At 67.9% G+C, this 13984-nt stretch carries 12 protein-coding genes and 1 pseudogene; 11 read left to right on the top strand and 2 right to left on the bottom strand.

What is annotated here, in order from left to right; genetic code table 11:
- Positions 1 to 89 precede the first annotated feature (89 nt).
- Entirely contained in the window at positions 90 to 566 is a 477-nt protein-coding gene (locus tag ACIP5T_RS12670; RefSeq protein ID WP_400863658.1) for an Lrp/AsnC family transcriptional regulator, read from the top strand.
- A gap of 49 nt (positions 567 to 615) precedes the next feature.
- Complete coding sequence (locus tag ACIP5T_RS12665) at positions 616 to 2325, top strand: AMP-binding protein (protein ID WP_400863655.1); 1710 nt, start codon at positions 616 to 618, stop codon at positions 2323 to 2325.
- Positions 2326 to 2332: 7 nt separating this feature from the next.
- Here the strand turns inward: ACIP5T_RS12665 and ACIP5T_RS12660 are convergent, their stop codons facing one another.
- Both ACIP5T_RS12660 and ACIP5T_RS12655 read right to left on the bottom strand, forming a co-directional pair.
- Positions 2333 to 2725, bottom strand: coding sequence for a hypothetical protein (locus tag ACIP5T_RS12660; protein WP_400863653.1), 393 nt, complete (start codon positions 2723 to 2725; stop codon positions 2333 to 2335).
- Between the two features lie 119 nt (positions 2726 to 2844).
- Positions 2845 to 4323: an MATE family efflux transporter gene (locus tag ACIP5T_RS12655; RefSeq protein WP_400863651.1), complete on the bottom strand. Its 1479-nt coding sequence runs from the start codon at positions 4321 to 4323 to the stop codon at positions 2845 to 2847.
- 146 nt (positions 4324 to 4469) lie between these two features.
- On the opposite strand from ACIP5T_RS12655, the pseudogene cycA reads away from it, so the two are divergent.
- From cycA to ACIP5T_RS12610, 9 genes and pseudogenes are all read left to right on the top strand, one after another.
- Positions 4470 to 5930 (top strand): annotated as a pseudogene (cycA, locus tag ACIP5T_RS12650) (D-serine/D-alanine/glycine transporter).
- An 85-nt stretch (positions 5931 to 6015) separates the two neighbouring features.
- Positions 6016 to 7002: an aldo/keto reductase gene (locus ACIP5T_RS12645; protein ID WP_400863648.1), complete on the top strand. Its 987-nt coding sequence runs from the start codon at positions 6016 to 6018 to the stop codon at positions 7000 to 7002.
- A 31-nt stretch (positions 7003 to 7033) separates the two neighbouring features.
- Complete coding sequence (locus ACIP5T_RS12640; RefSeq protein WP_400863646.1) at positions 7034 to 7687, top strand: YigZ family protein; 654 nt, start codon at positions 7034 to 7036, stop codon at positions 7685 to 7687.
- Positions 7688 to 7761: 74 nt separating this feature from the next.
- On the top strand, positions 7762 to 8691 hold the full coding sequence (locus ACIP5T_RS12635; protein WP_400863643.1) for a J domain-containing protein: 930 nt from the start codon (positions 7762 to 7764) through the stop codon (positions 8689 to 8691).
- A gap of 157 nt (positions 8692 to 8848) precedes the next feature.
- Positions 8849 to 9841 carry a LacI family DNA-binding transcriptional regulator gene (locus ACIP5T_RS12630; RefSeq protein WP_400863640.1) on the top strand — a complete coding sequence of 331 codons (993 nt, stop codon included), beginning with the start codon at positions 8849 to 8851 and terminating at the stop codon, positions 9839 to 9841.
- A gap of 35 nt (positions 9842 to 9876) precedes the next feature.
- Positions 9877 to 11145: an extracellular solute-binding protein gene (locus tag ACIP5T_RS12625; RefSeq protein ID WP_400863638.1), complete on the top strand. Its 1269-nt coding sequence runs from the start codon at positions 9877 to 9879 to the stop codon at positions 11143 to 11145.
- Positions 11146 to 11155: 10 nt separating this feature from the next.
- Positions 11156 to 12121 carry a carbohydrate ABC transporter permease gene (locus ACIP5T_RS12620; RefSeq protein ID WP_082297923.1) on the top strand — a complete coding sequence of 322 codons (966 nt, stop codon included), beginning with the start codon at positions 11156 to 11158 and terminating at the stop codon, positions 12119 to 12121.
- A gap of 2 nt (positions 12122 to 12123) precedes the next feature.
- Entirely contained in the window at positions 12124 to 12963 is an 840-nt protein-coding gene (locus tag ACIP5T_RS12615) for a carbohydrate ABC transporter permease (protein ID WP_400863635.1), read from the top strand.
- 34 nt (positions 12964 to 12997) lie between these two features.
- Positions 12998 to 13981 carry a glycoside hydrolase family 130 protein gene (locus tag ACIP5T_RS12610; RefSeq protein WP_400863633.1) on the top strand — a complete coding sequence of 328 codons (984 nt, stop codon included), beginning with the start codon at positions 12998 to 13000 and terminating at the stop codon, positions 13979 to 13981.
- Positions 13982 to 13984: the final 3 nt, after the last annotated feature.

Below are 13984 nucleotides of genomic sequence, written 5' to 3'. Positions count from 1 at the left end.
GAATCGCGATCGATGCGCAGAAGTTCGACAGCATCCGTCGCATTCTGGGCCGTTCTCGATATTCTGAGCAACAGGACGACCGCGAGGAGGTGCGGGCACTGGCGAAAGCACCACTCGACGAGGTCGATCTCGAGATCCTCGCCGTGCTCACCCGCGACGCCGAGGTCACGAACAAGGCGCTCGCGCACGGACTCGGTCTCGCGGAGTCGACATGCGCCCATCGCGTGCGCGCCCTGCGCGAGCGCAGGATCATCCGAGACACCCGCATCCGGGTCGACGGGGCGGCTCTCGGTCTGCCTCTCCAGGCGATCATCAAGGTGCGCCTCGCGAATCACACGGGCCCCAAGGTCACCGCGCTCTTCGACGCGCTCGCGAGCATCCCGAGGGTGCTGCAGGTGTTCCACGTCGCGGGCGTCGACGACTTCCTCGTGCACGTCGCCGTGGAGGATGCCACCGCCCTGCGCGACATCGTGCTGGAGCACATCACGATCCACCCCGTTGTGCGCGGCACCGAGACGCAGCTGGTGTTCGAACTCCGCGACGGTGCGGGCCTGCTCGCGCGCTGAGCGGATCGTGGGCGAGGATGGACACGTCTGCCGAGCAAGGGAGCCCAGAATGAGCCGCAGCGCCACCGCAGCCACGACCGCGATCAGAGAGATGCGCGACTTCCTGTTCGCGAATGCGACGGACTACGCCGCGGCGCGCGAAGGGTTCGTCTGGCCGACGCCCACCGAGTTCAACTTCGCGCTCGAGTGGTTCGACGTCGTCGCCGCCGAGACACCCGACCGCCCGGCCGTGCAGATCGTCTCGGCCGACCTCAGCCTCGAATCGTGGACGTACGGCCAGCTGTCGGCCCGCTCGGACCAGGTCGCGGCCTGGCTGACCGGTCTCGGCATCCGACGAGGCGACCACGTCATCGTGATGCTCGGCAACACCATCGAGCTGTGGGAGGTGATGCTCGCGATCACCAAGGTCGGCGCGGTGTCGATCCCGACCTCGACCCTGCTCTCGGCATCCGATCTGGCCTATCGCGTCGAGCACGGTCGGGCCCGCGCGATCGTCACGCTCGGCAGCCTCTCCGAGCGCATCGACGACATCGACGCCGACGTGCTGCGCATCGGGGTGGGCGACGGCATCCCGGCCGAGTGGGTTCGGTTCGACGACTCGGCCGACGCGCCGACGACGTTCGCGCCGGATGCCGCGACACCCGCCGACGACACGGCCCTGCTCTACTTCACCAGTGGCACGACCAATCGCCCGAAGCTCGTGCAGCACACGCACGTCTCGTATCCGATCGGACACCTGTCGACCATGTGGTGGCTGGGTGTGCGACCCGATGACGTGCATCTCAACATCTCGTCACCCGGGTGGGCGAAGCACGCCTGGTCGAGCTTCTACTCGCCTTTCCTCGCCGAGGCCACGGTGTTCGTCTACAACTACGACCGGTTCGACGCGAACACCCTGATGCAGGTCATGGACACGCACCACGTCTCGACGTTCTGCGCTCCGCCGACGGTGTGGCGGATGCTGATCCAGGCCGACCTCGCGCGGCTCACCCACCCGCCGCGCGAACTGGTCGGAGCCGGCGAGCCGCTGAACCCCGAGGTCATCGACCGGGTGCGCGAGGCCTGGGGCGGCACGATCCGCGACGGCTTCGGCCAGACCGAGATGACGGCCTGCGTCGGCAACTCCCCCGGTCAGATCGTCAAGGTCGGATCCATGGGACGCCCGCTGCCGGGATATCCCGTCGTGCTGCTCGACCCCGCCACCGGAGAGATCGGCGAGCACGAGGGCGAGATCGCGCTCGACCTCGCCGACCCTCCGGTCGGACTCATGGCCGGATACTACGACGACCCGGTCAAGACCGCCGAGTCCCGCGTCGGCGGCTATCACCACACCGGTGACATCGCTCAGCGGGATGCCGACGGGTATCTCACGTACATCGGGCGCGCAGACGATGTGTTCAAAGCCTCCGACTACAAGATCTCGCCGTTCGAGCTCGAGTCGGTGCTGCTGGAGCACGACCTCGTGATCGAGGCGGCGGTGATCCCGAGTCCCGACCCCACCCGACTCTCGGTTCCGAAGGCCTACGTGTGCCTGCGCCCTGACGCGGTCGACGCCGAAGCAGACGCCGCCCGATCGATCTTCGCGTACGCCCACGACCGGCTGTCGTCGCACCTGTGGGTGCGGATCATCGAGTTCGTTCCCGAGCTGCCCAAGACGATCTCGGGAAAGATCCGCCGCGTGGAGCTGCGCGCCAGAGAGGCCGACCGCGTGACCTCGGGTGATGAGGCCGGACAGCACCGCGACCGCGACTACCGGTGACCGGGCCTCAGCCTGCGAGTGCGGGCTGGCTGCCCGTGCTCGGCGCTTTCGCACCGCGCGGCACGGCAATAGGCTCCGGCGCATCGATGAGCGCCTGAACGCGTGCGGCTCGGGCGGATTCACGTGCCGGCTCACCGGCGTTGACGATCCCTCGCACGACGCCTCCGATCACCAGCATCGCGACGAGCACGATGCCGGACACCAGCAGCGGCGTCCACTGATTGGCGAACGACGCCGTGGAGCTGAGCATCGCGCTCGGAATCCACAGGCCCACCGCTCCGCCGGCGAGACCAGCCGCTCCGCGCATGATCGCGACTCCTGCGACCAGCGCGCACAGCGCTGCGAGCACGGCCCCCGCCACTCCGATCGGCACCAGAATCGATGCCAGTTCGCTTGCCACCCTTGACGATGTCATCACGACCCCCCGGTCCGCGGAATCTCCGCATGACCAACATTACGAAGTGTCGGCATGCCGGGCATCCATCTCAAGGATGATGTTCTGCAACCGTGACGAGCTGTTCAGCGGCGCGTCAACCGCGCGAAACGCGACGTCTTCACCACCCGCACCGGCTGGGTGACGACCGCATCGACGACCATCGAGCCGTCGGTAGGCCCGATGATCGCCATCGCCGAGGTCTCGGTGGCCTCGATCGGGTCGATGGGCATGCGGGCGAGCGACCGGTGAGCGCGCACATAGGCCGGCACCAGCAGCACGATCGCACCGAGCCAGGCGAGAGGGTTGCTGAGCGCGACGCCCTCGAAGCCGATCATCGCGCCGAGCACGATGGCGGCGCCCACGCGCATCACCAGCTCGATCACACCGGTGACCGTCGGCACGAGGGTGTGCCCGAGGCCCTGCAGCGCACCGCGCAGCACGAACAGCACGCCGAGCGCCCAGTAGCCGCATCCGTTGATGATCAGCATGAGGTGCGCGAGTTCGACGACGTCATCCGCGGCGGCACCGTCGCCGACGAACAGCCGCACCAGGGGCGCACCGAACGCGATGATGACGACACCGAGCGCGATGCCGGCGGCGATCGCCATCCAGGTGCCCTCGACGACACCGCGGCGGATGCGGTCGGGGCGACGACCTCCCAGGTTCTGCGCCGTGTACATCGACGAGGCAAGGCCGAGCGACGAGAGGAACGCCACGGCGAGACCGTCGACGCGCGATGCCGTCGTGTAGGCGGCGACGGCCTCGGAGCCGAGCGTGTTGAGCGCCACCTGAACGACGAGCGTGCCGATCGCGATGATCGACGCCTGGAACCCCATCGGCAGCCCGAGACGCAGGTGCTCCCTGAAGTCGTCGCGGGTGATGCGCCAGTCGGCACGACGCAGGTGCAGCATCGGCAGTCGGCGGCGCACGAACTCGAGGCACAGCGCGACCGATACGGCCTGGGCCACGACCGTCGCGAGCGCCGCGCCGCCCACGCCCCAGTCGAGCGGACCGACCATGAGGACCACGAGGCCGACATTGAGCGCACACGACACCGTGAGGAAGATCAGCGGCGTGCGCGAGTCGCCGATCGCGCGGATGATCGCCGAGAGGTAGTTGAAGAACATCGTCGCGCTGGCGCCGATGAAGCTGATCTGCGTGAAGACCGTCGCCTCCGGCATGAGCTCGGCCGGCGTCTGCAGCAGGGCGAGCGTGGGCGCGGCGATCAGCGGCGCGACGATCGTGAGCACCACGCTCGTGATGCCGGTCAGGATCACGCCCGTCGCGACCGAACGGCGCACTGCCGCGCCGTCGCCCGCGCCGAACGCCTGCGCGATCGGAATCGCGAAACCGCTGGTCAGGCCCCAGGCGAAGCCGATCAGCAGGAACAGCAGGCTGCCGGTCGCGCCGACCGCGGCGAGGGATTCGACGCCGAGATGCCGGCCGACGACGACGGCATCGGCGAACTGGTACATCTGCTGCACGACGTTGCCGAGCAGCAGGGGGATCGAGAACGACAGGATGACACGCCACGGGCGGCCCGTGGTGAGAGAGGTGGCCATGATGGGAGCGGCTCGCAGAACTGGGGGATGATCGGGGGTCGAACCAGGATATCGAATCGATTCGGTTAATTGCCATCCCCGATCGGCCATTACGGTCGGAAGGATGCCGCAGCGGGACGCGGCACCCGACACCGGAGGTTCGAGCGATGACGACAGAGAGAACACGGGGATCCGTCGGAGAGGACGGCACCGTCGACGGCGACGACCAGCACCTCAAGAGAGCCCTGAGCAACCGCCACATCTAGCTGCTCGCGATCGGCGGAGCGATCGGCACCGGCCTGTTCATGGGCAGCGGCAAGACGATCTCGGTCGCCGGCCCCTCGGTCATCTTCGTCTACATGATCATCGGCTTCATGCTGTTCTTCGTCATGCGGGCGATGGGCGAGCTGCTGCTCTCGAACCTCAAGTACAAGTCGTTCAGCGACTTCGCGAGCGACCTGCTCGGCCCGTGGGCCGGCTTCTTCACCGGGTGGACGTACTGGTTCTGCTGGGTCGTCACCGGTGTCGCCGACGTGATCGCGATCGCCGGATACTCGGATGCGCTGATCCCCGGCATCCCGTTGTGGATCCCGGGCGTCCTCGTGATCGTCATCCTGCTCGCACTCAACCTGCCCACCGTCGCCGCCTTCGGCGAGATGGAGTTCTGGTTCGCGCTCATCAAGATCATCGCGATCGTCGCGCTCATCGTCACGGGTCTCGTGATGATCTTCACGGGCTTCCAGCACGATGCCGGAACCGCCAGCTTCAGCAACCTGTGGGACCACGGCGGCATGTTCCCCCATGGCTTCATGGGCTTCGTCGCCGGATTCCAGATCGCCGTGTTCGCGTTCGTCGGCGTCGAGCTCGTCGGCACCGCCGCGGCCGAGACCAAAGACCCCGAGAAGAACCTGCCCAAGGCCATCAACGCGATCCCGATCCGCATCCTGCTCTTCTACGTGGGCGCGCTCATCATCCTGATGGCTGTCACCCCGTGGACCGAGTACGTCGCGGGCGAGAGCCCGTTCATCGCGATGTTCGCCCTCGCGGGTCTCGGCATCGCCGCGACCGTCGTGAACCTGGTCGTGCTGACCTCGGCCATGTCGAGCGCCAACTCGGGCATCTACTCGACCTCGCGCATGGTGTTCGGGCTCGCGCAGGACGGCGATGCGCCCCGACTCTTCGGCCGCCTGTCGAAGCGCCGAGTGCCGCAGAACGCACTGTTCCTGTCGTGCATCCTGCTGCTCTCGGGCGTCGTGCTGCTCTACGCGGGCAAGGACATCGGCACCGCCTTCGACATGGTGACCACGGTCTCGGCCGTGTGCTTCATGTTCGTGTGGACGATCTTCCTGTGCAGCTACCTCGTCTACCGCCGTCGGCGGCCGGAGAAGGTGGCAGCGTCGAAGTTCCGGATGCCGGGCGGCGTCTTCATGGTCTACGTGGTGCTCGCGTTCTTCGTGTTCATCCTCTGGGCGCTCACGACGCAGCCCGACACCCTCACCGCGCTGCTCGTGACGCCGATCTGGTTCGTGCTGCTGCTCGTCGCCTGGCTGTTCGTGCGCAGGTCGCAGAATCACCTGAGCCGCCACGCGGCGCACATCGCGTACCTGCGAGACGAGGCGGCCGAGTAGCCCGAGTCGACTGAGAGGGGTTCCGACAGCCCCTCCCTCATCGTCGCCGGCGCGCGTAGCGTCGGGCCTGACGAAAGGACATCTGATGCACACTCGCACACTCGGACAGGGCCTCGAGGTCTCGGCAGTCGGTCTCGGCTGCATGGGAATGTCGCAGAGCTACGGGCCGAACCCGGGCACCCGCGACGAGATGATCGGCGTGCTGAGGTCGGCCCTCGACCTCGGCGTCACCTTCTTCGACACCGCGGAGGTCTACGGCCCCTATGTGAACGAGGAGCTGGTCGGCGAGGCTCTGGAGCCGATCCGCGACCAGGTCGTCATCGCGACGAAGTTCGGCTGGCGCATCGAAGACGGCAAGAGCGTCGGACTCGACAGCCGGCCAGAGCAGATCCGTCGCGTCGCCGAGGAGTCGCTCCGGCGCCTGCGCACCGACGTGATCGACCTCTTCTACCAGCACCGTGTCGACCCGGACGTGCCGATCGAAGACGTCGCCGGCACAGTGGCAGAGCTCATCGCCGAGGGCAAGGTGCGGCACTTCGGGCTCTCAGAAGCCTCGGCGTCGACCATCCGCCGCGCGCACGCCGTGCAGCCCGTCACGGCGCTGCAGAGCGAGTACTCGCTGTGGACTCGCGACCCAGAGGCAGAGGTGCTGCCGATGCTCGGCGAACTCGGCATCGGGTTCGTGCCGTTCAGCCCGCTCGGCAAAGGCTTCCTCACCGGCACCGTCGACCGCAGCACCTCATTCGCGGAGGGCGACATCCGCGGCACGATCCCGCGTTTCAGCGAAGAGAACCGCGCCGCCAATGAGGCCCTGGTCGCTCATGTCGCCTCGCTCGCCGCAGCGAAGGACGCCTCGCCCGGTCAGATCGCCCTCGCCTGGCTGCTCGCCCGGGAACCGTGGATCGTGCCGATCCCCGGAACCCGCCGCACCTCTCGCATCGCCGAGAACGCAGGCGCGACCGCTGTGGCACTGTCGGCCGACGAGGTCGCCGATCTCGATCAGCTCGCCGAGCGCGTCGGCGTGCAGGGAGACCGGTACAACCCGCAGCAGATGTCGTTCGTGGACCGTTGAGCAGGCGTCGGCGCTGGGTAGTCTGAGGCGGATGACTCCGCCCCGCAGCTACCCGGCCACGATCGCCGCCCCTGTGGAGCACGAGATCGTCATCAAGAAGTCGCGGTTCATCGCGACGGTCGAACCCGTCGGCTCGGTCGACGACGCGGACGCCGTGATCTCCCGCCTGCGCAAGAAGTGGTGGGATGCGCGACACAACTGCAGCGCGATGGTCACCGGGCTGCTCGGCGATCAGGCGCGGTCGTCTGATGACGGCGAACCCTCGGGCACCGCGGGAGTGCCGATGCTCGAGGTGCTGCGCCGGCGGGAGCTGACCGACGTCGTGGCTGTCGTCACCCGCTACTTCGGCGGCGTGAAGCTCGGCGCCGGCGGACTCGTGCGCGCTTACTCTTCGGCGGTGTCCGAGGCTCTCGATCATGCCGCCCTCGTGCGCCGGCAGTCGCTCACACAGGTGACGATCGACGTCGCGCACGCTGATGCCGGTCGTTTCGACAACCTCCTCCGCGACTGGGCAGGCCACCACGGCGCGACTCTCGGCGAGCCCCGCTATGCCGCAGCGGCGACGCTCGAGCTGTGGGTGCCCGTGGATGAGCTCGCCCGCCTCGCCGATGACCTCGCCGCGGCATCCGCCGGTTCCGTCGCGCCGGTGATCGGCGTCGAGCGCATCGTCGACGTGCCGGCCTGACCCCGGCGGGCACCCCCGGCTGATCCACAACAGCATCCGGATATTCTGGATGCCGCGATCTCGGAAGGAGAGCGATGTTCGACAGCCCGCTCTCGGCTTCTGCCTACGAGATCCTCGGTGTGGACCCGTCCGTCGACGACGGTGAGCTGCGGCGCGCGTATCGCCTTCGGCTGCGCCAGACCCACCCGGACACCGGCGGAGACTCCGCGGTGTTCATCCAGGTGCAGCGCGCGTGGGAGCTGATCGGCACGCCCGAGGGCCGCGCCGCCTATGACCGCCGCTCCGGGGCGCACCCCGGCATCCCCGCCGAACCGGAGTGGAACGGCTGGCGCCCGCAGACCGCGACGAGGACGGATACGCGCCCTCGCGCTCGCTCGTACGGGCATCCCGGTGGGTGGCGCCGCGAGCGCTACCTGGTGCTCATCCGCGAGTGGGCGGGCCGTGGCGTCGAGGTGCCCGACCCCTACGATCCCGCGCTCGTGCGCTCGGCCCCGCGCGACCTTCGACGCCTGCTCGCCGATGCCCTCGCCGAAGAGGCGACCGCCCGCACGGTGAGCGCCCTCGGCATGGGCTTCACGGTGTGGCACGACGTCGCCACAGGAGCGGATGCCGACGACAAGCTCGACCATGTCGTGCTCAGCCCGTCCGGCCTCTACGGCATCATGTCGGAGGACTTCGGCGGAGTGGTGGGCTTCCGGCGAGGCGAGATCACCGGCCCGAGCCTCGGCACCCGCGCACCCGTCACCGCGGCTCTCGCGCGCATGCGCACCGTCGCCAAGGCCGCCCGCGTGAAGTTCGGCGGACTCATCCTGGTGCTCCCCGACGACGATCTGGCCCAGGCCGTCACGCCGCTGGGCAGCAGCCGCGGCGTTCCCGTCGTCGTCGTGCGGCGCAGCGCGCTCTCGATGGTGCTGCGCCAGGGAGTCCCCGGCGCACGCGCGATCGGCGGCAACGAGCTGTTCGACGTGCGCACACGGCTGCAGCAGACGGTCACCTTCGTCTGACTCGGGACAGCGCGGCATCTCGACCTCGGATGCCGTCGAGCCGAACCTCTTGACCCGCATCGTCAAACCGGTTTACACTCGCATCACCCGCAGTCATCAAACCGGTTAAACCGCCCGGGGAGGCTGCGGTCCCATCGACGTTCCACGAGGAGGTGGCATGAGCCGCACGACGATCGCCGACGTCGCCCGCGAGGCCGGCGTCACCAAGGCCACCGTCTCGCACGCGATGAGCGGCAAGCGGCCCATCTCCGACGACACCAGGGCCAAAGTGCTCGCGGCCGCAGAGAAACTGAACTGGGTGCCGAGCCAGAGCGCCCGCGCGCTGGCCACGCAGAAGGCCAATGCGATCGCCGTGGTGCTGGCCCGCGACCCCGAGGTCATCGCCAACGACTCGTTCTTCCCCGCGTTCATCGCGGGCGTCGAGTCGGTGCTGGCCGAGACCGAGACGGCCCTGATCCTGCAGGTCGTTCCCGATCGGGCGGCCGAAGAGCGCGCCTATCGGTCGCTCAGCCACGGCCGGGCCGATGGCGCCCTGCTGCTCGATCTGCGCAACGAGGACTGGCGCGTGCCGCTGCTCGAAGAACTCGACCTGCCGTCGGTGCTGGTCGGCGCCTACGAGCAGCCGACTCGGTTCTCGTGCGTGCGCACTGACGACGACGCACCCGTTCGCGAGATCATCGCCCACCTGCGCGCCGAGGGGCACGAACGCATCGCCCACGTCTCAGGACCGCTCGACTACGTGCACTCGCGAGCGCGCGCTGATGCCTACATCGACGCCGTCGGTGGCGACACCCTGCTGCGCGAGGGCGACTTCACCGCCGCGAGCGGACGAGCGCGCACCGCCGAGCTGCTCGCGCTGCCCGATCGCCCGACGGCCATCCTGTATTCGAACGACACCATGGCGATCGCCGGACTGTCGTTCGCACGGTCGAGCGGCCTCAGCATCCCCCGCGATCTCGCGATCGCGGGCTTCGATGACGACCACCTGTCGGCCCACCTCTCCCCCGCACTCACGAGCGTCTCGTCGGGCCCGGCCGCGCGAGGTCGCGCGGCCGCCCGCCTGCTGCAGGCCGACATCCTCGGCGCCGAGCCGCGCACAGAGGTCGTGGACTGCAACGTCGTGCACTTCCGGGAGAGCACAGCCCGCTAGACGATCACCCGAACCATCGCGTCAAGGAGGACAACATGAAGAAGAAGATCCGCGCAGCAGCGCTCTTGGGAGCCGTCGCGCTCGTCGCCACCGGATGCTCGAGCGGAGGCGGAGGCGGCGGCGCCTCGGCCGAAGGCACCGGCTCCATCGACATCTGGCTGTCGAACAACGAGCAGGAGGTCGCCTGGGGCACCGCCGTCGTCGACGCCTGGAACGCCGAGCACCCCGACGAGAAGGTCAACGCCCAGGAGATCCCCGCCGGCTCATCGTCGGAAGAGGCGATCACCGCGGCCATCACCGCCGGCACCGCCCCATGCCTCGTCTACAACGTGGCTCCGGCCGCCGTGTCGGGCTGGGTCAAGCAGGGTGGCCTCGTCGACCTCAACACGATGGAGGGCGGCAGCGACTACATCAGCGAGCGCGGCGGCGACGTCGAGTCGTATGCGACCGACGGCAGCTTCTACCAACTGCCGTGGAAGTCGAACCCGGTGATGGTCATGTACAACAAGGCGCTCTTCGAGGCCGCGGGCATCGACCCCGAAGACCCGCAGATGGCGTCGTACGACGACTTCCTCGCGGGCTCCAGGGCGATCGTCGAATCCGGGGTGCAGAGCGCGATCTGGCCGGCGCCGACGAGCGAGTTCTACCAGCCGTGGTTCGACTTCTACCCGCTCTACCTCGCCGAGACGGACGGCACGATGCTGGTCGAAGACGGCAAGGCGACGGTCGACTCGGATGCCGGGCGCGAGGTCGCCGAGTTCTGGAAGACCTTCTACGACGAGAAGCTCTCGCCCAACGAGGCGTCGACCGACGACGCGATGTCTGCCGGCACGACCGCGATGCAGCTCGCCGGCCCCTGGGCCATCCCGTCGTACGCCGAGACCGTGGACGTCGGGTTCATGCCCGTGCCGACGAGCGACGGCCGCGAGAACCCGACCACCTTCGCCGACTCGAAGAGCGTGTCGATGTTCACCGCGTGCGAGAACCAGGGCACCGCGTGGGAGTTCCTGAAGTTCTCGACGAGCGTCGAGAGCGACGGGCAGCTGCTCGAGGCCACCGGCCAGATGCCGATGCGCACCGACCTCACCGAGACCTACGCCGACTACTTCGACGCGAACCCGAACTACGTGGCGTTCGCCGAGCAGGCCGAGGCGACGGCCGATGTGCCCAGCATCCCGAACTCCGTGGAGGCCTGGCAGGCGTTCCGCGACGAGTACTCCGCCGCCGTGATCTTCGGCAAGGAGTCGGTCGACGACTTCCTGAAGAACGCCACGACGAAGATCGACGACCTCGTCGCCGAGTGATGAGCCCGTCATGACGCTCCGAGACGACGCCGTCGCGGACGTGGCCGGGGGCACTGCAGCCCCGGCCCCGTCCGCGGGCCGGCCACCGAGGGCGCGGTTGCGCACCCGACTCCTGGGTGCGCAACCGATCGGCGGCCTGTTCGCCCTGCCGTACCTGGTCTTCGTGCTGGCGATCTTCGCGTTCCCGCTGGGATTCGCGGTCTACATCGCCTTCCACGACTACTTCTTCACCGCCCCCAACGTCGAGGTCGAGCGACCGTTCGTGGGCTTCGACAACTTCGTCACCGTGCTCACCGACCCGAGAGTGCTCGGTTCGTTCCGCAACACCCTGATCTTCCTCGTCATCAACGTGCCGCTCACCGCCGTGCTCTCGCTCGTGCTCGCAGCGGCGCTGAACACCGGCATCCGCTGGGTCGCCGCCTACCGGGTGGCGTTCTACGTGCCGTACCTGACGGCCAGCGTCTCGCTCGTCGGAGTCTGGATGCTGCTGTTCTCCGGCAACGGTCTGATCAACACCATCCTCGGGCCGCTCGCCCCTGATCCGTCGTGGCTGGTGAACAGCGGTCTCGCGATGCCGATGATCGCTCTGTATGTGACCTGGAAGCAGCTGGGGTTCTACATCCTGCTGTACCTCGCAGCGCTGCAGAACGTTCCGAAAGAGCTCTACGAATCGGCCGAGACCGACGGCGCCGGAGCCTTCTCGCGCTTCTGGAACGTCACCGTGCCCGGCGTGCGCAGCGCCACCACGCTCGTGCTGATCCTGTCGATCATCACCGGTGCCAACCTCTTCACCGAGCCGTACCTGCTGACGAACGGCGGCGGCCCCGACGGCGCCTCCTCGACACCCGTGCTGCTGATCTATCAGCTGGGCATCCAGCAGCAGAATCCCGACACCGCGGCAGCGATCGGCATGATCCTCGTGATCCTGGTCGGCATGCTGTCGCTCGCCGCCAACCGCGCAACCAGGGAGCGATGACCATGAGACGCACGCGTTCACTGCCCCGCATCCTGAGTCTGATCCTGCTCACGGTCGCGGCCATCGGCTTCGCCTTCCCGTTCTACTTCATGCTGGTCGGCGCGTTCCAGGAGAACCCGACGAACTCGCCGAACGAGCTCTTCCCGACGAGCGGATGGACGGTCGACAACTTCGTCGCGATCGACTCCCGCATCGACCTCGCGGGCTCCCTGCTCAACTCGCTGATCTTCACGGCCGGAGTGCTGCTGGGCACCGTGGTGTTCGGCCTGCTCGCCGGGTATGCGATCGCGCGACTCGACTTCCGCGGCCGAGGCGTCATCTGGGTGCTCATGCTGCTCGTGCAGATGGTGCCGTTCCAGCTGCTGATGATCCCGCTCTACGTGCAGATCACCCGCAACTACGGGCTCGGCGACTCGTACATGGGCATGATCCTGCCGTTCCTCATCAACACGACGGCGGTGTTCATCTTCGTGCAGTTCTTCAAGGCGCTGCCTGTGGAGATCTTCGAGGCCGCGCGCATCGACGGCGCCGGCGAGATCCGACTGCTGACCTCCGTCGCGATCCCGCTGATCAAGCCGGTGCTCGTGACCGTCGTGCTGGTCACCTTCATCGGCCCGTGGAACGAGTTCCTCTGGCCGTTCCTCATCACGAAGGACGCGTCGCTGCAGCCGCTCGCCGTCTCTCTCGCCAACTACATCTCGAACGTCGCGCAGTCGACGGCGAACCCCAACGGCGCGATCCTCGCGGGTGCCACGGCACTGGCGTTCCCCGTCGTGATCCTGTTCATCGTCTTCCAGCGCTTCTTCCGAGCCACCGACCTCGGCGCGGCCGTCAAGGGCTAGCCGCTCCCTCCCCAGAATCCCCGAAAGGACCCCCATGTTCACCGGAGCATCCTTCCCCCTCGGCCCGTTCGTCCCCTACGAGGGCAACCCCATCCTGCGCCCGAAAGGCGACAGCTGGGAGTCGGCCAACCTCTACAACCCGGCCGCGCTCGTCGACGGCGACGAGGTCGTGCTGCTCTACCGCGCGCACGCAGACGACATCGTGTCGCACATCGGCATCGCTCGATCGAGCGACGGCCTGAACTTCACCAGGGAGGACGCTCCGATCCTCTCCCCCTCCGAGGACTACGAGCGGTTCGGATGCGAGGATCCACGCATCGCGCTGATCGACGGCACCTACTACCTCACCTACACGGGCTGGGATCGACGCAGCGCGCAGCTGTGCCTCGCGACCTCGACCGACCTGCGCACCTGGACCAAGCACGGTCCGCTGTTCGACGACTTCGACACGTTCAAGACCATGGACCCCCGCGGGTTCAACTGGTCGAAGGCCGGTGTCATCGTGCCCACGATGATGCACGGGAAGTGGTGGATGTACTTCGGCGAGGGGGCGATCTACTGGGCGACCAGCGACGATCTCATCCACTGGACGCCGGGCACCGCCGACACCGAGCCGATGTACTCGCCGACGCCAGGCACCTGGGACGAAGCCCTCGTCGAGATCGGCACCTCACCCGTGCTCGCCGACAACGGACTGCTCGTCTTCCTCACCAACGGGGCGACCAGGACCGTGCACGACGACGGCTCGGTCGACGTCGACTACCGCTGCGGTCAGATCGCGATCGACCCCGATGAGCCGACGAAGGTCATCGCTCGCCTGCAGGAGCCGTGGCTGCGGCCGCAGACCTTCGAGGACATGAACGGTCTGGTGTCGAACGTGACCTTCGTGGAGGGGCTCGTGAAGTTCCAGGACAAGTGGTTCGCGTACTACGGGCAGTCCGACACGACGCTGGCCGTCGCCATCCACGACCCCGCCCAGCCGTGGGGTCGTGCACTGCGGGATGCCGGCGAGGAGTGATGA

Source organism: Microbacterium sp. NPDC088619 (assembly GCF_044752825.1).
GTDB lineage: Bacteria > Actinomycetota > Actinomycetes > Actinomycetales > Microbacteriaceae > Microbacterium.
The sequence above is the reverse complement of the archived record's forward strand: the minus strand, read 5'-3'. Positions and strand labels throughout refer to the sequence as shown.

What these genes read in the sequence shown, in the direction of transcription:
- ACIP5T_RS12665 (WP_400863655.1), top strand. Translation starts at nt 616, where the DNA reads ATGAGCCGCAGCGCCACCGCAGCCACGACCGCGATCAGAGAGATGCGC.
- ACIP5T_RS12655 (WP_400863651.1), bottom strand. Translation starts at nt 4,323, where the DNA reads ATGGCCACCTCTCTCACCACGGGCCGCCCGTGGCGTGTCATCCTGTCG.
- ACIP5T_RS12645 (WP_400863648.1), top strand. Translation starts at nt 6,016, where the DNA reads ATGCACACTCGCACACTCGGACAGGGCCTCGAGGTCTCGGCAGTCGGT.
- ACIP5T_RS12640 (WP_400863646.1), top strand. Translation starts at nt 7,034, where the DNA reads ATGACTCCGCCCCGCAGCTACCCGGCCACGATCGCCGCCCCTGTGGAG.
- ACIP5T_RS12635 (WP_400863643.1), top strand. Translation starts at nt 7,762, where the DNA reads ATGTTCGACAGCCCGCTCTCGGCTTCTGCCTACGAGATCCTCGGTGTG.
- ACIP5T_RS12630 (WP_400863640.1), top strand. Translation starts at nt 8,849, where the DNA reads ATGAGCCGCACGACGATCGCCGACGTCGCCCGCGAGGCCGGCGTCACC.
- ACIP5T_RS12625 (WP_400863638.1), top strand. Translation starts at nt 9,877, where the DNA reads ATGAAGAAGAAGATCCGCGCAGCAGCGCTCTTGGGAGCCGTCGCGCTC.
- ACIP5T_RS12620 (WP_082297923.1), top strand. Translation starts at nt 11,156, where the DNA reads ATGACGCTCCGAGACGACGCCGTCGCGGACGTGGCCGGGGGCACTGCA.
- ACIP5T_RS12615 (WP_400863635.1), top strand. Translation starts at nt 12,124, where the DNA reads ATGAGACGCACGCGTTCACTGCCCCGCATCCTGAGTCTGATCCTGCTC.
- ACIP5T_RS12610 (WP_400863633.1), top strand. Translation starts at nt 12,998, where the DNA reads ATGTTCACCGGAGCATCCTTCCCCCTCGGCCCGTTCGTCCCCTACGAG.